Source organism: Paenibacillus sp. J31R98 (assembly GCF_056269245.1).
In genome coordinates this window covers 186,442-206,013 of the sequence record NZ_JBWDNO010000006.1, presented here as the reverse complement: position 1 = coordinate 206,013, position 19,572 = coordinate 186,442, and the positions used below count along the sequence as shown (strand labels likewise).

The following is a 19,572-nucleotide window of genomic DNA, read 5'->3' as shown; positions in this document are numbered from 1 at the left end:
TAGTTCTCCTTGCTTATGCAGATGAAGGAATGAATTCAACGATCATTACCGTAATATTGTCAAAGCCGCCGGCTTCTCCATTGACTCCCTGGCACGCTGCTTTTACTAAAGCTCGTGCAGATTCGTCCAGTCGCTCATTATCGTAGCTCCGCCGCAGCAGCAGTTCGATCACATAATCCGGTACCGCATCCGTTAGACCGTCGCTGCATAGCAGAAACCATGAACGCTTTGAAGGACGAGGAATGAGACTCACTTCTCCATTAAGTTTCATGCCCTGTCCTTCCATACCCAAATGCCTATTGAGTGCCTTGCGCGACTTGAAACTTTCCACTTCGGCAGCGGTTAGCAGTTTAAGATCAATTAGCCGCTGCCCTTCTGTGTGGTCACGGGTTAATTGCTTTAATATGGCTCCATCATACTGGTATATGCGGCTATCACCTAGTTGAATGGCTGCTGCGCCGTATGCTGTGATAAGTAGCGCAGACAGTGTCGCTCCCATATCCTGCATGTCCGAATTGAAGCGCGCATGTTCGCAAATGCTGTGATTTACCTCATCCAGCACTTGCTGATAGCGCGCAATTCCTTCTTCACGATGGGCAGCAGCCAATATGCAGCCAGCCTTCTCGCTTAAACCTATTACCGCCATTCGGCTTGCCACTTCCCCAGACAGATGTCCGCCCATCCCGTCACTGACTGCGAATAATCCGCTGCTGTCACCGTTAAGCTCGCAGCTATCCTGAACGAAGGAAGTCGGATCGAACAGCTCATCAGCTCTTTTCATTCTTTGTTGTGTATGTGCATCTATATAACGCTCATGACCCAGTAAATAATTGTCTTCATGATTCGTGCGAGTGATGCCGATGTGCGAAACCACAGTCGCCCTGACTCGGAAGCTATCATCCGATCTATCGTTCGTTCTATGAACTTGATACATAGGCTGTCCTATACTCGCTCGCTCATTTTCTGCTTCAGAAACTGACGGAATGCGAGCTCTTCTTCATCCTGATAGCCGATAAAGTAAACACGTTCAATCTGATCGTGCTGGAATAAGAAGGATTGCTCCGGGTTCAGAATGCCTTCCGGGTAGAGACAAGCGCAGTAATCCCAGATTGTCTCTGCATCTGCTTCTTTTTGCAGTCGGCCTGTTATCATCACTTTCTTCGTACTATTCTTGAGAAGAACGACAGATCCGTTTGGTAGCATTTCGTTCATAATGGCCCTCCTGTTTCATCGGCTGTTTACTTGTCGGCCCACCAAGTCCTTGATTTGATAGACGGATTGACAGCTCGTGCAAGTATACAGCACCGTAACTTCATTAATGTTGACATCTTGGCTCCGTATATCCAGGAAGCTGCTGAAGCCCCTTTTACCTGTACCTATAAATTCCTTCTTATTCGTTCGTTTCAGCTTTCCACGGCAGTTCGGGCATGTTTTTCGCCCGAAAAGTAGATAGCCGATCTCCCGAAGACTGAGGCTGACTTCGTAATAATTGGGTTTATTTTTTGCCAATGGACACCTCAAACCCTAATCCGAATAATGCCGATACCTTGCCTCCGAACTTGAACTTGCCGTCTTCTCTTCCAGCATGGCCCTCTGCCCCTATGCCGATCGCATGGCCGGATCCAGTCAGATCAATTTCATAGCCACCAAGTTGAAATCCCGTGCTTGCTTCTCCCGAAAACACGGCAGCATGGGCACCGGCATGAGCGTTTACTTCGCGATTTTTCAAATCAATCTCGAGACCCGCACCGGCGTCCCCAGACAATACACTGCCTTTTACCCCGCCAGTTACCGCTATTTTGTCATTCCCAAAAGAACCGCTAGCCGCTACTTCTGCAGCGCTTACGTGCGTGTCTGCCCCAATATTTACAATTGGATTAAATCTTTTCTCGTCCGTCCATAAGGAGAGCTCTGCATCATACTTTGCAGTGGCATGGCCAACCTGCGCACTTGCCTCTCCTTGGGCTAATCCTTCCTTATCCCACGCCTGCGTCTTAGCCACGTAAGCATCAACGCTTGTTCTCGTCAGATCAACACCTGATTGGGTCGTATCCGATCCGCGCTTGCTTCCACCTGTACCCGTACTCGTTCCTACCGTGCCAACTCCGCTGCCCAGCAGATTCTTCTGAATGAACTCGCCAGCAATTGCCCAGAGCTGTGGATTGGCTAGAATAACAGGAAGAAGCTCACTTCGATTCCCTATAAACCACTTTACGATATCGCCCAGATTATTGCCGCTTGCCGAGCCTGGCGTTGCATTTGTTCGAAGACTCTCAAGACCCTGCAGCTGGCTCGAATCCAGCTTGTCATACGTATCCACGGCATCCGTTAAGAAATCGCCCATTCTTTGCAGAACATCGGCATGCTTCTCCAGCTCTGCGTTAATGTCGTTCATAATGCGATCAATCTGTTCTTTCGAGCGGATGTCCCAGTCGAGACTCCTGTCAATTGCGGCAAGGTCCGAGCCGATTCTTCTCACATTGCCGCTAACTTTTCGGACTGCATCTGCATTCCCCTTAAGCCTTCCTCGATCCACATATAGAAATGTCAATCAATCACCTCAAAATTGTGCCATGAAGGTTCGGTTGCAGAACGAAAATTGCATCATTCCTGCTGAAAGGATGATGCAATTTCGCCATGCAAAGCCCTTGTATTAAGCGTCGCCGCGCTGGTTTTCCGCTGACTGCAAATTCTCCTGATTCACGCGATCCCACTCATCAGCTGCATTCTTCAGAAAATCAGAATACTGGTTGATCGTATCGATCCGAGATTGGAAATCATCTTTCAGCTCATTAAACTTCTTCACTGTCGTCTCCGCTACATCGCCTTCCCAAGCGGAACGCAGTCGGTTAATCTCGTTTGTCATCTCAGCCGTAAATTGTTGAATAGCCTTGCCGCTAGCTTTCAAGCTATTTGATTTATCACGCATTACCGTCGAGTTTACTTTAATCGATGCCATTGCACAGCTCTCCTTTTCGTCTATGATTAACGTCCTGCATTCAGCTTGCTAGCTGTATTCTTCAATTGATCCTCTGCCTTTTCGATTTTCTCAGCCGATGTCGTCAGATGCTTCACGTACTCCTTCAGTACCTTGGCAAGCTCTTGGAAATCGTTGCGGTATTGCTCCAGCTGCTTGTTGAATGCATCACTGGATTCTCCCGACCAAGACACGCGAAGATTTGCAACCTCCGCATAAATTTTTGCGTACTCTGCCTCATATTTAGCCGTCTTGTCCGAAATCGCTTCTGCCGACTTCTTAAGATCTGTGGTTTCTACCCGCATTTGCTTGTTTGCCATTCCTTATTGCCCCTTCCCAACTGGTTTATGAATAATTGCTAGTTTCAGCCGCTCGGTTTTCCCTGGGCCAGCTTCCTTGCGCGCTCTGCTTCTGCTTCGTCTTCACGTTGAATTCGGTCTGCTACATTGCGGATTGTGCCGGACACGTTTTCCAGCTTTCGACATGCAGCCGTTAATTGTTCCTTCATAAGCTCGCACTGCTTCAAATAGGCTTCGGAAGCCTGACCTTGCCACGCTTGCTTGAGCTGCCCCATTTGATTGTCGAGCATTTGAATTTCCTGACGTAAACGATGCGCCTGCTCCATGCATTCATTGGATTGCCGCACCACTTGCATGTAATTAATTCGTAATTCCATTCATCGCCTCACCTCCTATGCCAGCATCAGCTTGCTTCCATTTTTAATGCCCAGCTGCAGGAAATCCTTAGTTGGATCTAAGATCTCAAAGGATTTGCGGTCGTACAGATGGAGCAACCCCAAATTACTCTCAAGCCCTTGATACTCCTCGGAAAGCAGATTAGCGATTAAGGGCACCGCTGTATCTACCAGCATCTGGTTGGGGATGGTGAACTCGTGATACTGTCCAACGGACGGAACGAAGACCGATACGGTAACTTTGCTATGCATGATGATTTCCTCCTTAACCCGTGCAATCAGACCAGCACCTCGAAAAACTGCTGATAAGCTTGCTTGCATGCAGCTAGTGATGTCCGGGTTAGCCTGAGAGCACAATCCGGCTCATCCGGCATGCCGATTACCCAACAGCTCGTACCGCTGAAATAGCACGTCAGCGATTCATTGGTCGCCTCCTTTCCTGAAATCCACTGGCTAAGCGTTATGAATCGATCTCTGGAAATAAATCCTTCGGCTGCATCCAACGCTATGTCCATGTGCAAGCCTGCAAGGCTAAGCGACTCGGCAGCTTTGGTTACATTCTTCATATAGACCGGTGACAAAAAGCTATAATATTGCGACCGACTTAGCGATACGAAGACCGATTCTTGCGAATCATCCTCCATTAATCCATCGGCAAGCTCGTTCAACCGCATATGCAAGCCTTCAAATGCAAGCTCCGGTTCTCCATAGAAGCTTACATTCAGCCGCTCCTCGCTCAGCGAGCTTTGCATGACAGCTACGACGCCATGATCGCAGAAGTAATAGCTCATCCGGCTAATCCCTCTGTTACTGCGATCCGGAAACTGTACGCTGAGCACCCGAGTCGGCCAGGAACAGGCAGAAATCAACGCATGAATTCCCGCATCAATCTCAACTGCCCCTTCGCGCACGGTGCCAATAAAGCGCTTCGTCTGCAAGAAACTCCTAACCTTGGACCAAGTTTCCTGCAGCTTATCAGGTGATGATTGTAGGAGGTTGGACGTATCCTCCAACCCGATGATCGATTCCGCTCCAAGCACGAAACAGAGCATGATGAACTCTTCTTTCGAAAAATCCAGTTCCAAAGGTGCTCCCTTACTCACGCCTAGCTTCCCCTTTCTCCTGACTAGAGAGGTGTTTTGATTTCGTCATACTTATCCTCGTCAATTAAGTAGCCATGGCTCGGAGGCAAGATTCTGGTACGTTCTTGATAATTCATGTTCGGGAATGTGAAGACATGCTGCGACTGCACGGAACTGCCAATCAAAACCCCTTTATTTGTACGAACAAGGTACATGTATAGCTCAGTGGCATTGTATGCCGCCAGTTTATTCAACTGGCCAGAGGTGACAAAGTAAATGTTAAGGCCTTTGGTAGCCGGAACAATTCGCGTCCACTTCTCCGCAGTTTCATCCGTGATCATATCGAAGAAATCATTGAACCCATTAATGAAGATAAACAGCGGCTCATGCTTCAGCATGAGTCCATACATCTCCTCCTCTGGGACGCCATTCTCCCGAAGTTCTCGGTAATCCGCCATTCTTTGCTCCGCAATCCGCTCCAGTTCCAGCGTGAACCGGTCAACATCATGAGCGGAAGACAGATAAGACCCGCCACTTACTGCTTGGCCAAAGGATTCAACCATCGATTGGTCTTCCCGGTCCACAAGTATGAGATTCCGGTTGCGATATTCGGCAGCTCTGCTGATCATGAACATGAATTGCGCTGAAATAGGGCTTGGATCGACGCCTCCCAGGAAGAAGGCATGCAAGCCTCTTAGTTCCAAACCGTGAGGTCTGTCGCCTTTGATGTGAAGACCAGCGAACAAGCTATGCTCACTCATTTCCAGAATCGGCAGTGCATTATGATACCTGCTGGAATTTCGGGATTGAAGCATAGGAGCGGCAGTTGCCTGATTGTACCGATCATCCGATGCAGCAATAAGTTTATCCACCATTTCATGCTGTACCCGGTTTGCCCTTGGACCGTCCCAAGCTCGGTTATAGGCCGCTATTCGTTCCCGAATGTAAGAGATCCGCTCCATTTCATTCCCCGACTTGACAATGAGTGCCGTCTGGAATTCGACGATGTCGCCAGCATTTGTCAAGCCTCTTCCTTTGACGCTATCAGGCTCAATCGGAACAGGGGCATTCAGCACCTCCCGGTAATGGAAGCTGTCATTCAGACGAAGCGTAAGGAAATTGGACACATGCTCGGTGATCCGGTAATAGACCGCTCCTTTGCTGTTTCCTGTTAGGACTAAATAGATACCGTACGTCTTCCCGTTTCCTGCAATCTTGACCAGCTCTTCTTCGAGCTCATGATACCTTTCCTTGAAGGCCGTGTAATTGTCCAGTACGAGCATAATGGCTGGTAGTTTCTTCTTCGTACTTATTCGATAGCCTTCAAAGCTGCCTGTACTATGCTCAGCAAACAACCGCTTCCTGCGCTCCATCTCATGCAGCAGTCCATGGATCGTTTCCTCTACCTTATCTTCATCGTCCGTGTACAGAACGTTGCTGCAATGCGGTAATTCTGCAAAGCATCCAAGCGTACGACCTCCAAAATCAAAGATATAGAAATGAATATCCTCGGGGCTGTACGAATCAGCCATACTGTAGATGAATGTTTGCAGGAAAGTCGTTTTACCGGTGCCTGATGTGCCGTAAAGAACGATATGACCGTCCTTTAACAGATCGATAACGAGGGGTAACTGTTGCTGCTGCTTCGGATAGTCGGCTAATCCAACCACGGCCTCTATGCTCAACTCACCTTGCTGCCATCTCATTCCATCGAAGCCTTTGCGGCTATTCAGGCCAAGCTCGCTTAACTCGAGCTCTTCATTGAGCGGATCTAGCCATAGCGGAAGGGATTTAATACCGCTGCGGGATGCGATCTGGTTGATTTCGCCGATCAAAGCTTCAAGCTGGGATTCCCCGCTTGCTTTCCCTGCCGTTATCGCTTTTACGCTTCTAAGCGAGGTAGCCGTGCTGTCTATCATGTGAATCGTCAGCTCTTCTTCGTCTATATAGCCCGGAACCGGGATATAGTCGCCGCCGCTGTAACCAGATTGGATATACTCAAAGACCTCATCATAGCCAACCTGAACGTAGCACCGTCCAGGCAGCTTAATCATGGCTGCATCCGGCTTCTTAATCATTTCGTTACTGTCGAACTTATCCAGCACCTTCAAGCAGATTCTAAACTTCGAATTGCTCCAGATCTGATCGTCCACCACGCCTGACGGCTTCTGCGTTGCCAGAATTAGATGGATGCCCAGGCTTCGTCCGATCTGCGCGACATCGATTAGTTCTCTCATGAATTCAGGTTGCTGCGTTTTGAGCTGGGCGAATTCGTCAGAGATTAATACTAGATGCGGCAATGGCGCTCCGGCTTTACCGTCCTTGTACATTTTCTGGTATCTATCAATATGGTTAACGCCATATTCATTGAATAGCAGCTGACGGCGGTTCAGCTCGGCCTTTATCGAGACAAGGGACCGATTGAGCTGGCTTCCGGACAGATTCGTAATTTTACCCGCAATATGCGGCATACCATCGAAGATGTTCGCCATACCGCCACCTTTGTAATCAATCAGCACGAAGGATAGATCGTGTGGGTGGTAGTTAATCGCAGCCGATATGATATACGCTTGTAAAAACTCGCTTTTCCCCGATCCTGTCATCCCTGCTACGAGTCCGTGCGATCCATGGTAATTCTCGTGGATATCAAGAGAGAAAACTTCACCGCCTGCCTTGATTCCAATTGGCGCGGCAAGGGACTTATAGGATAAATTCTCTTCCCACAACCCCTCGATGTTCAGCTCATCAATATTCCCCGCTTTATACATGCCAAGGAAGGATACACGCTCAGGCACGCTTAAGTTCATGCTCTCTGTCTTCACGGTCAAGGTAGACATTCTCTGTGAGAAGGCTTGCAGCAGTTCGTTGCTCACCTCATCTTGGTCGAACGGGTGGAAGCGGTTGTCGAACTTATTCTTGTAATAGATCCCGCATACGCTCTCGTTCTGAATGATTACTTCGCATTCTTTTGGAAGCTTAGAGATGGAGCCATAGACGAAAACGCCTGTTACACCTACCTTGTTGTGAGGATTCGAAACATACCGCATCAAGGGCTCACTCTCAACGAGCTTCTCATTGGCAATGAGAAAGACATAATGAGGAAGTTGCTGAGCCGCTTGGCCGCTCTCAACCGATTCGCGTTCTTTCAATGTTTCATCTAACGCATGAAAGAGCTGATGAACCTCATACCGATTTGTTGCGACATGCCGCAGCGCCCGATCCGTACTCCACAGATGCGGAAGTTCTTTTGCCCATTCAAAATGCTCGCCGTCTTTCTCGTCGTAGATCATGACGATTTTCATTTCATCATAAGAATGAAGCCCTGCCAAGTGAAGTGCCATCACCTTCATCGTGTTCATAATCCGATCCCAGCTGCCGATTATCCCTACTGTCCGATTATCCGCTAGCGAGACGGTAACGGGTGCATCCTGCAGCTTGGCGTACTGTGAGGCGAGCTTGAGCGGCTCATCGGCAAGCGCATCCTCATCAAGGACGAAGCCTCGCTTCGGCACGTCGATCTTCACCTGAAAGTCACACTCGCCCTTCCCTAGGCGAACCGTGAGGAAATCCGTATCCTCTGGCGTGCGCTCCCATAGACGGCGTTCACTGCCCGGTTCGTGAAGGAAGCCAGCGACAACTTGAGGACTCGGGAACAAGGTATCGTTCAAGATCCGCTTATTGCGCTGGTACTTTGCCTCTAACATCTTTTTCTGTTGATCTAGATATCCGCGATATCGCGTGTCGCGGTATTGCCGCTCCGCTCTCTCTACCCGAGCTTGGTAGCGATTGCTCAGAACCGGCCATAGCACCGCTCCAGTAAGCATCGTGACACTCATTATGGCACTGGTAATAATCGAAGAGCCTGATGAAGCATTGGCGATCGTAATCCCGAGACTAACCAGCATAGCGATCATCATGGTCATTGAAGGACCTAATGTAAAGAGCAAGGGCATCTTCCCCGTCTTATTCAAAGCCGGAGGCGGATCAAGTTCTAAGACGCCTGATTCCAGTGTCTTCATGATCCGAGGAGAACGAGTAAAATAGCCTGCCTCTTCGCCCGGATCTGCCGCAAGCGGCCTGGCATAGTCAAGGTGATGAGGCGTCATCGTCGTACCGGCAATATTGCTGCTCACAGCGATATAGCCGCCGAGATAAATAATTTTAAGGCCGACTACGTACAGCAAATCTCCGACTGACAGCTTAGCTGAACTAACCTTGGAACCGTTAAGATAGACTCCGGACTTGCCGGATAAATCCTCGATATAGGCATGACTCTCTTCCACCCGAACCGCGGCATGCTTGCGGGATATGCTGTTATTCAAGTTGTAATAGATATCGCTCTCCGGCAAGCGACCGATAAAGATGTTCTTATTCTCTTCCAGCTTAAGCTTAATAAACTCCAACGCGGATTGGCCGATTTCGGTAATGAGTACGGCATATTCTACTTTGCTTGCTGGATTTATTACAGTTATGTAATCGCCATGCGTTATGGTTCGAGTCTCTACCTTTTCGCTGTTAACGATGAGATCGACCTGATGTGTCTCTGTCGACTTGATGACCCACTCGCTTCCAACTTTATAAATCGGCAGAATTAGGCGGACGCGGCTGTTTAAGAAATCCTGATCAATCACCGCTCCGTTCGTCCTGGTAAGCAGTGTGCTCAGCTTGAACTCCTTGACGGTATTATCAATGAATAGGGCAATAAGCAAGTCAGACATATCATCACTCCACTTAACTATAAAGAATGCTTGCCGCCGCAAATGCTTTCAACTGCGACAGCAAGCCATTACAAGCCTTGCATCATTCTTATCTCGGTGCCACATAGCGACCGAAGCAGGAGCGTTTAGCCTACTTTTTTCTCGCGCAAAATGTTTCTCATCGCTTTGATCTGCTCTTCAACCTTCGCCATATCCATCGCGCCTTTGCTCTGTTTCATTGCTGTGCGGTCCTGTATATAGGCCGTAATCGATGTACCGCCGGACGTTGTCAGTTTGAATACTTCGACATCGCGAATGTCCAGTTCTTTCGTTTTCTTGATGTATGTTGGATTCCCTTTGGAATCGACGATTTGAACTTTCTCGGACAAGGTTGCCACGGATACAATATCACGGTAGAAATATTCATCTGTCGTTTCAGAGTACGTTTCGCCCGTTGTGAAATCAACAATGCGCGTGTAACAATAAATCTGGTGCTCGGTAATAAAGAAGCTAGTAATCGTGCCAAGCGAGAACCGCAGTTGGCTGTCCGAACCTCTTTTGTACATCAGCTTTGTATCTTTATTAACAAACCCGTAGTAAGCTCCTGTAATCACGATCGGCTCTTTCATTTCCATTTCAGGAACAATTCCGACCTTGTCGCGTCCACGCTCGACGGCTGCTTGGCGATCTCTAGCAATTGCTTCGTCAACTTGCTGATCAGTAGCTGTTTTCTTGCCAAAATAGAGGAAGTAGAGACCTGCTCCGCCCGCTAATAGGAGAATAATTCCAAAGGTAGCGCTCGAACCCAACAACAAAAGGCCGATAACGGCTACAACAACCGCCCATACCGGAAATTTCCGGGTAAAATAGTTTTTAATTAGATTGCGATCGACAGTTTGCATATAATGACCTCCAAAATAGTTTTCTATAGTCGTATTGACATATAACCTGCAATGATCGATATATCCTCATTGCTGATCGCCGTCTGTTCTGCTTTTTTCAGCAGCTCGCCTACACTTGGCGAAGTATTAATAAATTTCTTTTGATAATAATCTTGCTTAATGACAGCCTGGGCATAATAGATCTTCCCGTCATTGGGATTAAGACTTGCTGCCGCTTCCATCAGCTCCTCGGCTTTGCGAATAACAGGAAGCGTAGTGACAAACGGTCTCTTGCCTTTCAGCAGACTGATTGCACCATAGAAGTAAACGTCGCTTTCTTCGACCATGTCCTCTATCGCTTTATCAAAGAACTTCTGTGCGTAATCGTAGAGACCGAGTTTCAAGTAGCACATACCAAGCGCTGCATTGACCTCTTTGTTTCCGGGATCCGCCGATGCGGCCTTCTTGTAAGCGGATATGTATTTGTCAATTCCGGCTTTATCCAGAGCGCTCAAGCTTCCTAGCGTTCGAACAATAAACTCCGCCTTGCAATATTGGCAGGTATTGCTGCTCAAGCTGGCCGGAGCACCGCACTGTGGGCATTCGTGAATGACTACTGTCGTACTCATCTTCTTCACCTCCCTCATTGCTTTCGCCCGCAATTTCCGCAGAATACGCTTCCAGTAGGAACCTCAGTCCCGCAGTCCATGCACTTTCGGTTACCAGCCGGTGTGCCACATACTCCGCAAAATTTCATGCCAGGCGATACTTGCGCCTGGCAGCTAGAGCAGGCGATTCCGACTGCAAACTTCTCACCGCAATTCCCGCAGAACTTGCTCCCTTTCGGGTTAAGCTGATTGCAACGAAGGCAGCATTCCTGCTGAATATCATGCTGTGAGGATCCCGTCTGTTGAACCGGGCGAGATGTCATAAGGTTTGCTCCCATCTGGGAAAAGGCATCTCCGGCAGCTATACCGGCGCTAAGCCCCATACCCATGCCCATTGCCGCGTTCGCCATCCCTCCCCCACCAGGATTTTCCGCAAGCTTCTCCATCACATCAAAGGATCTTCTTCGGTAGTAGTCCTCACCGAGAATATTAAGCTCAGCCCGCTTGTCTTTCAGCTCTCTTAGCTTCTCAGTATCTTCTCTAGGAACATTAACCGATTCCACATAGAAGTTCTCGATGTCGACACCATAATGGGCAAATTCTTCACTGAGCACCTCTCGGCAAGCAATTGAGAGCTCTCCGATATACGTAGTGATCTCCAGAAATGAAATTTGCTTTCTAACCATGTAAGTGGAGACGATCTCTTTGATCTTGGTATTAATAATCCCCTCGAAATAGCGCGTTATAATCTCGTAATCGGTAACGTTTCCTCCCCTAACCGCTCCAATAAGGCGAGAGACGAACAAACGCGGGTCCGATATCGTAACGCCATATTGACCGAAGGCTCGTACTGATAACAAAATGCCATATTTAGGGTCTTCCACCGGAAATGGCATCGAAGTTCCCCAACGCAGGTCAAGCCGTGATGATTTATTGATGTAGTAGATCTCCGCCGAAAATGGTGTTTCTCCACCGAAAGGCAGATTAACTAGCTTATCAAGAAACGGCAAATTTCCTGTCTTAAGCGTGAACGTCCCTGGGCCGAACAGATCGAGCGCCTCTCCGCCTTTTAGAAACAGCGCTTCCTGACTTTGATTGACAATTAGTTGAGAGCCAAGAACAAAATCTTCTCCGGGATACTTATAGACCAGCCATGGTTCGCCATCTTTAGGTCCATCGTATTTAATCCGATCGATTAACGCCATCATTCTTCACCTCCTCGCGTTTTGCATTCACTCCCAAATTGGAGGAAGTCGTCTAATTCCCGCGTGTATATGTTAACTACCGGCAGGAGTACCTTAGTAGACTCATTCTGAAGAAACAACAGCGTCAGTGCCATGAAGGTCCCCCACGACATTGATCTCTTTCCAAGTTCAAGTGAAATGACAGTTTGCCTGCTAATGCCAACTCGTGCCGCCAACTCAGCTTGAGTGATCCCTAATTTCGCCCTCATTACAGGAAGGTTCTCGGTCAGGTTCTTGATCAAGGTTGCTTTCGTCTCTGCATCAAGTACCTTTGACATTATCATCCCTGCCTACCTTTAATTAATAGATTTAGTAAATGGGTCATGGTACTAAACAACTATCAATATAGTAAAATTTAGGGACTGTGTAAAGACATTTTTAACAAAATGTCGTTTGATTTAACAAAACGTAGGTCATATGGATCACTATGCTTCCTGTTCTGTCGTTAAATAACGTAAACTCTATATTAAAGGAATTAATAATAGCAGGACAAAAGCCGCTTTCCGGACGTTTGTCCGAGAAGCGGCTATTAAATAGTAGGAAGAGCTTACGCTTTTTCTGCGTACTGCCAAGGAAAATGGCTTGGAGGGTGATTACGCCATATTCTTGGCATTAGCCTACACAGGTATTCGTGCCAGGGAGCGTGTGCGCTGAAATAGCGGAGAATATCAACTTCGCGGAGCAAACAATAAGTATCACGATGACGTATTATAACCCTACGAACAACACGAAGGTATATCATCTTCTTCCAACTAAAACGAAGACCTCGAAACGCGAAATCGATGTTGAGGATATCGTCGTAGGTGAGCTTGAGCGACATCGGGCAAAACAAAACATTATTATGATGCGATACCGTAAGAGTTATCACGATCATGGTTTTGTTTTCGCTAAGTCCGATGAAGAGAACGCCGGATACCCGGAGTACCTCAAGCAAATTCAGAATCGTATGGCTAGACTGCTGAGAATAGCCGAACTCAATCCTGAACTAATCCCCATTCTCTGCGTCATACGCACACTTCGTTACTGGCAGAAGCCAGAGTAAGTTTAGAAACGATCGTGGCGCGTCTTGGGCACAAGGACGACGATACAACCAAGAACGTGTATCTGCACGTCACGAAACCAAAGAAAAAAGAGGCCTCCCACAAGTTCGGTGAACTCATGAGAAGCCTCTAGTTTTCTGCCGATGTTACCCTTAGTTACCTTCAGGATACCCCGACACCTCAAACCCCTTATAAATCAAGGGTTTTCGGCATGTATTACATCATGCCGCCCATTCCACCCATGCCACCCATGCCGCCCATGTCAGGCATGCCTGGTTTGTTAGCTTCTGGCTTGTCAGCTACTACAGCTTCAGTAGTCAGGAACATAGCTGCAACGGATGCTGCGTTTTGCAGTGCGGAACGTGTTACTTTCGCAGGGTCAACGATACCTGCTTCGAACATGTTTACCCACTCGCCGGAAGCTGCATTGTAGCCGATGCCGATTGCTTCTTTTTTCAGACGCTCAACGATAACGGAGCCTTCTTGACCCGCGTTAGCCGCGATTGTACGAACTGGCTCTTCCAACGCACGAAGCACGATGTTTACGCCTGTTTTCTCGTCGCCAGAAGCGTTAACTGCTGCTACTGCGCTGTATACGTTCACGAGTGCTGTACCGCCACCGGATACGATACCTTCTTCCACTGCTGCGCGAGTGGAGTTCAGAGCATCTTCGATGCGCAGTTTGCGCTCTTTCAATTCTGTTTCAGTTGCTGCGCCAACTTTGATTACCGCTACGCCGCCAGCAAGCTTAGCAAGACGCTCTTGCAGCTTCTCACGGTCGAAGTCGGAAGTTGTTTCTTCCAGTTGAGCACGGATTTGACCGATGCGAACTTCGATGTCTTTCTTGTCGCCAGCACCGTCAACAACGATTGTGTTTTCTTTCGTTACGCGGATTTGACGAGCTGTACCCAGTTGATCCACAGTTGTTGCTTTCAGCTCAAGGCCGAGCTCTTCTGTGATCACTTGGCCGCCTGTCAGAGCAGCGATGTCGCCAAGCATAGCTTTGCGGCGGTCGCCGAAGCCAGGAGCTTTAACAGCTACGCAAGTGAATGTACCGCGCAGACGGTTAACGAGCAATGTTGCCAGTGCTTCGCCTTCAACGTCTTCAGCGATAATAAGCAGCGTCTTGCCGGATTGAACCACTTTCTCCAGAACAGGAAGAATCTCTTGAATGTTGGAGATCTTCTTATCTGTGATCAGAATGAATGGATTGTCGAGGACAGCTTCCATTTTGTCTGTATCTGTGATCATGTAAGGGGAGAGGTAACCGCGGTCGAACTGCATACCTTCAACCACTTCAAGCTCCGTTACGAAGCCTTTGGATTCCTCAACTGTGATAACGCCGTCGTTGCCGACTTTCTCCATCGCTTCAGCGATCAGTTGGCCAACTTCATCGTCTGCGGAAGAGATCGAAGCTACTTGAGCAATAGATTGGCTGCCTTCAACTTTCTTGGAGATTCTTGCAAGCTCTTCAATCGCTGCGCGAACCGCTTTCTCGATACCTTTGCGGATAACCATTGGGTTAGCGCCTGCAGTAACGTTCTTCAGACCTTCGCGGATCATCGCTTGCGCAAGAACCGTTGCAGTTGTTGTACCGTCACCGGCAACATCGTTAGTCTTTGTAGCTACTTCTTTAACAAGCTGCGCACCCATGTTCTCGAATGCATCGTCAAGCTCGATTTCTTTCGCAATGGACACGCCATCGTTCGTGATCAATGGGCTGCCGAATTTCTTCTCAAGCACCACGTTGCGGCCTTTAGGACCAAGTGTAACTTTAACGGCATTAGCCAGTGCATCTACACCGCGCAGCATTGCGCGACGAGCGTCTTCGCCGAATTTAATTTCTTTCGCCATCGTTAATAACCTCCTAATGTCGTGTAAAAGATAAGTAAGACGTATCTGTTTGTTGCCATGTATGTGGAGTCAAGCCGTGAGGCTTAGCCCAAGATCGCGTGAATGTCGCTTTCTTTCATAATCAAAAGCTCTTTGCCTTCGTACTTCACTTCTGTACCGGCATATTTGGAGAACAACACGCGGTCGCCTTCCTTAACTTCAAGCGCAATACGTACGCCGTCTTTAACCGCGCCGCTGCCTACAGCGATAACTTTGCCTTCTTGTGGCTTTTCTTTCGCTGTTTCCGGCAACAAAATGCCGCTAGCAGTCGTTTCTTCTTTCGCGATTGGTTCGATCAATACGCGTTCACCTAAAGGTCTGATCATGAAAATAGCCTCCTTCTGATTTGGTGCTGCAAATTTTTACTGTTAGCACTCGCAATCATCAAGTGCTAATAACAATTTTTATAATACCGATTTTGCTGACAGATTTCAAGTCTTACAGTCACGAATTCAAATGAATTTTACAATCAGCCCCAACCAGCCTCGAGCAAATAAAAAAAGCCGGCCAATCGGCCGACTCTCGCTACTAATTCCCATATTCTGCTTCCCAAGCTTGATCAGCCTTGAGTTGTTTCCGATACACTACGCTCGAGAGCAGCACACTCAGTTCATACAGCAGAATGAGCGGGGCTGCAACAAGGGAGTCCGAAATAAAGTCTGGCGGCGTTACGACGACACCGACAATGATGAGGATAAAATACGCCAGTCGGCGCATCTTCCGCAACCGCTTCGGATTCAGAATGCGCAGCTTCGTTAGAAACATGATCACGATCGGCAGCTCGAAGAGCAGTGAGATCGGCAGAACAATGTTGAGCATGAAAGAGAAGTACTGATAAATGCCGTACGTTTCGATCAAGTTCAAGTGCCTTGCAACCTTCGTCGTAAAATTAAAAGCCATCGGGAACACGACAAGGTACGAGAAGGCGAGTCCGACCAGAAACATGAAGAGCACGAACGGGACAAACATCAAAGTTGACCGCTGCTCCTGTACGCGAAGCGCCGGCTTCACGAACGACCATATCTGATACGCCGCTACCGGCAGCACCAGAATTAACGCAATAATAAGCGCAAACTTCATATAGATGCCAATCGCATCCCACAAGGAGAATGCGTGCAGCTGCATGCCTTTGACCGGCTCCTGATTAATGAGAAAATTATACACGGGGTCCGCGCACACAAGGCCGATAATCATCCCGATCACTAGGACGATAATGACGATGATCAATCGCTTGCGAAGCTCGCCGATATGATCAAACAGCGACATAAGCTGATCGCCGCGTGCCGCTTCCGCAGTCAAGGGTTCTTTTCTATCTGCCACTGCTTACAACGCTCCTTCCAAGCAACAAACGGCATCAATGCCGCTATGTAGGGGGCAACTCCGCAAAGTGCCTTTACTAAAAAAAGCGGGCCCCATTTACTCTGGGAGCCGCTTGTTCGAGCTCTGATCTTCAGTCGTACGATCCGTACGATCTGTACGATTCACTTCAACACGGTTCGCTTGATTGCGATCACGATCGTCGTTATCATCCATTATGTCTTTCGCGCCTGCCTTGAATTCCTTCAGCGTACGACCGAAAGCGCGGCCGAGCTCAGGCAGCTTGTTGGGTCCGAACAGCAGCAAGGCAACAAGTGCGATAAGTAGAAAACCTGTTACGCCAATACCATTAAACATCTTCCATTACCTCCTTCTAATGACTTGTAAAGCTTATGCAACGAGTAACCTGCCTAGTATGGCAGAGGAAGTAGTCAGTTCGCTTCATTAATCATTAACCATCATGATTATTAACAGCTATTCAGTCCGCCGTAGCCCATCTCAACAATGTCCGCTCTAGTAATCGTATCACCTGCGAGAACTCGCGGCAGCAGCACATTAAACGAGGTATACGGGTCATGCATGACGCAGCCCGGGAGTCCCATAATCGGCACTTCGCCGAGATAGCCCATCAGCAGCATCGAGCCTGGTAGCATCGGTGTTCCGTAGCTGACAATTTGCGCGCCGGCTTCGGCAATTGCAGCTGGCGTACGGTCATCGGGGTCTACCGACATCCCGCCTGTCACAAGTATCATATCATACGACTGAGCCTGTAAATAGTGTATTTCCTTGACAATTGTATGGCGGTCGTCCGGCGCAAATCGCTGCTCAGCAATCTCCGAACCAAGCGATTCTACAATGCGAGTAACGGCTGGCCCGAACTTATCCTGAATCCTTCCAGAAAACACTTCTCCGCCCGTCGTCAGCAGGCCAATCTGGAATTTGCGAAGCGGCTTTAACCGAAGTGGAGACGAGTTTTCATGCTGCTCTTTGTAGCTGGCGAGCAGTTCTTCGACTTCGCGTATCTTAGCCTCAGGTACTACAAGCGGGATTACTCGCGTCGCAGCCAGCTGTCCACCAGGCATCACCACAGCGTTCGTCCGAACCGTCGCAAGCGCAATCTCACCCAGCTCGTTAATGGCATGAACGACAGCAGGGTCGATCTCGGCAATAGCCGGCACGTCCAGGGCCGACTTGATCGCCACTTTGCCCTCGTGCGGCTCAGATAGCTGAAGGCCATCGCACTGAAGCGCAGCTGCCATTCGACGGGCCGCGTCATCCTCATGCAGATCGCCTTCGGCAAGCTCCATAATATAAATATGCTCCTTGCCAATATCAAGGAGCTTAGGGATATCTGCTTCTGTAATCAAATGGCCTTTCTTAAACAGCCGTCCTTTGAACTGCCCGGGAATGATCTGCGTCAGATCATGCGCGAGCCGAAGGCCGATCGCTTCCTGTACCGGCACTTCCTTCAGAACCGTACGCTTGCTTCCGTTATCGCTCACTCTGTATGCTCTCCTATCCGGCCCGATAGGATGTTAAGCGCATGCGGGAGCTGATCCATAATGGCCAATAGATTTTCATGTACGCCCTTCGGGCTTCCTGGCAAGTTGATGATTAACGAACGTCCGCGAATGCCGCATACTCCGCGTGACAGCATCGCCCTGCGCGTACGCTGCATCGCGCCTATGCGCATCGCTTCCGCAAGTCCAGGCACTTCGCGATCAATGACCTTCAGCGTCGCTTCCGGTGTCAGATCACGCGGCGCAAGCCCTGTGCCGCCCGTCGTAATGACAAGGTCCGCTTGATAGTAATCGGTCATCTCAATAAGTGCCGCCATAATTTCGTCCTGCTCGTCGGGTACAATTCGGTAATCGACGATTTCTCCACTGAGCTCTTCTTCCACCAGCTCCCGGATAACCTGAGCGCTTGTATCCTCGCGCTCGCCTCGCGATCCTTTGTCGCTCGCTGTTAGCAATGCCACTTTCCACCGCATGAGCTTCTTCCCCCAATCGCTTTTTCAGAAAGATATGCCATTAACGATCCACGGTATAATCACCGTTTTTTCCGCCGCTCTTCGCGCTCAGGTAGGTCGGTCCGATGACCATGTCCTTCTGCAGCGCCTTGCACATATCGTACACGGTCAGTGCCGCCGCGGAAACAGCGGTTAATGCCTCCATCTCAACGCCCGTCTTGCCGGTCGTCTTCACAGTGCCTTCTATATATAGCTCGTCTTTGCCATTATCGGCAAAAGCCAAATTCACGCCTGTCAGCGGAAGCGGATGACACATCGGAATCCAGTTCGACGTGTTCTTCGCTGCCATAATGCCCGCTACTTGCGCGACCGCGAGCACATCTCCTTTGCCAATGGTGCCCGCTTTGATCCGTAACAATGTATCTTCTGCCATCGTCACTGTCGTACGCGCAACCGCAACACGCGATGTCACCTCTTTATCCGAGATGTCCACCATGCGAGCTCTGCCTTGTTCATTAAAATGCGTCAAATCCATGCTGAGCGCCCCCTTGTCATTCCCTGCTCCGTAATAACCCCATCAACAGGTGCATCATGCTCGTCCATCGGCACGCGATCAACCCACTGCGCTTCATAGCCAAGCCCGATCCAGAGCGGGAGCTGCCTGCCCTGTTCAGATGACGTAAGCCGCAGCAGATCGTGAAACCGGTCATAATAACCGCCGCCGTAGCCAAGCCTGCCGCCGCCACGATCGAACGCGAGCCCCGGCACGAAGACGATGTCCGGCAGCTGATCCGCCAAGTCCCAACGCTTCACAGCCATCGGATCCGGTTCTTTAATGCCATAAGCGCCGGGAACGAGCTCGTCCCAAGCCTGGAGCAAATACAGCTCCATCGTCCGATTCTCCTTCACGCAGCGCGGTACGATAACCGAGATGTCATTGCGCCAGCACCACTCGATCAAGAGCGTAGTATCGAGCTCCGAGCGAAAAGAAATATAGATCATGATGCTGCCCACCATCGGCGCTTCCCGCTGCTGCAGCCAATCGACAACCTGCTGGCAAGCCGTATCCGACCAAGCGAGCCGCTGCTGCTCCGGAAAGCTGTCCCGCCGCTTCGCAGCAAGAAGCCGGGTCGTCTTCTTCTCCTCCGCATGCTTCAAAAGGGTTCA

Annotated in this window: 23 protein-coding genes; 2 read left to right on the top strand and 21 right to left on the bottom strand. The window is 49.2% G+C overall.

What is annotated here, in order from left to right:
* Positions 1-13: 13 nt before the first annotated feature.
* From AC0YNX_RS21810 to AC0YNX_RS21750, 13 genes are all read right to left on the bottom strand, one after another.
* Positions 14-781, bottom strand: coding sequence for a PP2C family protein-serine/threonine phosphatase (locus AC0YNX_RS21810; RefSeq protein WP_475817817.1), 768 nt, complete (start codon positions 779-781; stop codon positions 14-16).
* A gap of 161 nt (positions 782-942) precedes the next feature.
* A complete protein-coding gene (locus tag AC0YNX_RS21805; RefSeq protein ID WP_475817816.1) occupies positions 943-1,212 on the bottom strand; it encodes a DUF4176 domain-containing protein in 270 nt (89 codons plus the stop codon).
* A 283-nt stretch (positions 1,213-1,495) separates the two neighbouring features.
* Positions 1,496-2,551 carry a hypothetical protein gene (locus tag AC0YNX_RS21800; RefSeq protein WP_475817815.1) on the bottom strand — a complete coding sequence of 352 codons (1,056 nt, stop codon included), beginning with the start codon at positions 2,549-2,551 and terminating at the stop codon, positions 1,496-1,498.
* A 102-nt stretch (positions 2,552-2,653) separates the two neighbouring features.
* Positions 2,654-2,959 (bottom strand): WXG100 family type VII secretion target, encoded by a 306-nt coding sequence (locus tag AC0YNX_RS21795; protein WP_475817814.1) that lies wholly within the window; start codon positions 2,957-2,959, stop codon positions 2,654-2,656.
* 26 nt (positions 2,960-2,985) lie between these two features.
* A complete protein-coding gene (locus AC0YNX_RS21790) occupies positions 2,986-3,297 on the bottom strand; it encodes a WXG100 family type VII secretion target (RefSeq protein ID WP_475817813.1) in 312 nt (103 codons plus the stop codon).
* 44 nt (positions 3,298-3,341) lie between these two features.
* A complete protein-coding gene (locus tag AC0YNX_RS21785; RefSeq protein WP_475817812.1) occupies positions 3,342-3,653 on the bottom strand; it encodes a WXG100 family type VII secretion target in 312 nt (103 codons plus the stop codon).
* A gap of 15 nt (positions 3,654-3,668) precedes the next feature.
* Complete coding sequence (locus tag AC0YNX_RS21780) at positions 3,669-3,923, bottom strand: hypothetical protein (protein ID WP_475817811.1); 255 nt, start codon at positions 3,921-3,923, stop codon at positions 3,669-3,671.
* A 26-nt stretch (positions 3,924-3,949) separates the two neighbouring features.
* Positions 3,950-4,774, bottom strand: a complete 825-nt coding sequence (locus AC0YNX_RS21775) for a hypothetical protein (protein WP_475817810.1) — start codon at positions 4,772-4,774, stop codon at positions 3,950-3,952.
* A 23-nt stretch (positions 4,775-4,797) separates the two neighbouring features.
* Positions 4,798-9,471 (bottom strand): type VII secretion protein EssC, encoded by a 4,674-nt coding sequence (gene essC / locus AC0YNX_RS21770; RefSeq protein ID WP_475817809.1) that lies wholly within the window; start codon positions 9,469-9,471, stop codon positions 4,798-4,800.
* A 125-nt stretch (positions 9,472-9,596) separates the two neighbouring features.
* Positions 9,597-10,352 (bottom strand): hypothetical protein, encoded by a 756-nt coding sequence (locus AC0YNX_RS21765; RefSeq protein WP_475817808.1) that lies wholly within the window; start codon positions 10,350-10,352, stop codon positions 9,597-9,599.
* 23 nt (positions 10,353-10,375) lie between these two features.
* Positions 10,376-10,960: a tetratricopeptide repeat protein gene (locus tag AC0YNX_RS21760; RefSeq protein WP_475817807.1), complete on the bottom strand. Its 585-nt coding sequence runs from the start codon at positions 10,958-10,960 to the stop codon at positions 10,376-10,378.
* Positions 10,961-10,974: 14 nt separating this feature from the next.
* Entirely contained in the window at positions 10,975-12,147 is a 1,173-nt protein-coding gene (locus tag AC0YNX_RS21755; RefSeq protein WP_475817806.1) for an SPFH domain-containing protein, read from the bottom strand.
* Complete coding sequence (locus AC0YNX_RS21750) at positions 12,144-12,392, bottom strand: helix-turn-helix transcriptional regulator (protein WP_475817980.1); 249 nt, start codon at positions 12,390-12,392, stop codon at positions 12,144-12,146. The genes AC0YNX_RS21755 and AC0YNX_RS21750 overlap by 4 nt, the downstream gene beginning before the upstream one ends.
* 491 nt (positions 12,393-12,883) lie before the next feature.
* On the opposite strand from AC0YNX_RS21750, the gene AC0YNX_RS21745 reads away from it, so the two are divergent.
* The gene (locus AC0YNX_RS21745) at positions 12,884-13,225 is read left to right on the top strand and encodes a hypothetical protein (RefSeq protein ID WP_475817805.1); all 342 of its coding nucleotides are present in this window, start codon (positions 12,884-12,886) and stop codon (positions 13,223-13,225) included.
* Entirely contained in the window at positions 13,183-13,356 is a 174-nt protein-coding gene (locus tag AC0YNX_RS21740) for a tyrosine-type recombinase/integrase (protein WP_475817979.1), read from the top strand. Before AC0YNX_RS21745 ends, AC0YNX_RS21740 begins: the two co-directional genes overlap by 43 nt.
* Positions 13,357-13,439: 83 nt before the next feature.
* On the opposite strand, the gene groL is transcribed toward AC0YNX_RS21740, so the two are convergent.
* The 8 genes from groL to AC0YNX_RS21700 all read right to left on the bottom strand — a co-directional run bounded on the left by groL (position 13,440) and on the right by AC0YNX_RS21700 (position 19,563).
* Positions 13,440-15,077 carry a chaperonin GroEL gene (gene groL, locus AC0YNX_RS21735; protein WP_475817804.1) on the bottom strand — a complete coding sequence of 546 codons (1,638 nt, stop codon included), beginning with the start codon at positions 15,075-15,077 and terminating at the stop codon, positions 13,440-13,442.
* Between the two features lie 83 nt (positions 15,078-15,160).
* The gene (gene groES, locus AC0YNX_RS21730; protein WP_090983460.1) at positions 15,161-15,442 is read right to left on the bottom strand and encodes a co-chaperone GroES; all 282 of its coding nucleotides are present in this window, start codon (positions 15,440-15,442) and stop codon (positions 15,161-15,163) included.
* A gap of 202 nt (positions 15,443-15,644) precedes the next feature.
* Positions 15,645-16,382: a twin-arginine translocase subunit TatC gene (tatC, locus tag AC0YNX_RS21725; protein WP_475817978.1), complete on the bottom strand. Its 738-nt coding sequence runs from the start codon at positions 16,380-16,382 to the stop codon at positions 15,645-15,647.
* A 150-nt stretch (positions 16,383-16,532) separates the two neighbouring features.
* On the bottom strand, positions 16,533-16,790 hold the full coding sequence (gene tatA, locus AC0YNX_RS21720; RefSeq protein WP_475817803.1) for a twin-arginine translocase TatA/TatE family subunit: 258 nt from the start codon (positions 16,788-16,790) through the stop codon (positions 16,533-16,535).
* A 110-nt stretch (positions 16,791-16,900) separates the two neighbouring features.
* The gene (locus AC0YNX_RS21715) at positions 16,901-17,935 is read right to left on the bottom strand and encodes a molybdopterin-binding protein (protein WP_475817802.1); all 1,035 of its coding nucleotides are present in this window, start codon (positions 17,933-17,935) and stop codon (positions 16,901-16,903) included.
* Positions 17,932-18,426: a MogA/MoaB family molybdenum cofactor biosynthesis protein gene (locus AC0YNX_RS21710; protein ID WP_126019884.1), complete on the bottom strand. Its 495-nt coding sequence runs from the start codon at positions 18,424-18,426 to the stop codon at positions 17,932-17,934. The genes AC0YNX_RS21715 and AC0YNX_RS21710 overlap by 4 nt, the downstream gene beginning before the upstream one ends.
* Positions 18,427-18,466: 40 nt before the next feature.
* Positions 18,467-18,940 (bottom strand): cyclic pyranopterin monophosphate synthase MoaC, encoded by a 474-nt coding sequence (moaC, locus tag AC0YNX_RS21705; protein WP_475817801.1) that lies wholly within the window; start codon positions 18,938-18,940, stop codon positions 18,467-18,469.
* Entirely contained in the window at positions 18,931-19,563 is a 633-nt protein-coding gene (locus AC0YNX_RS21700) for a 5-formyltetrahydrofolate cyclo-ligase (RefSeq protein ID WP_475817800.1), read from the bottom strand. Before AC0YNX_RS21700 ends, moaC begins: the two co-directional genes overlap by 10 nt.
* Between the last annotated feature and the right edge of the window lie 9 nt (positions 19,564-19,572).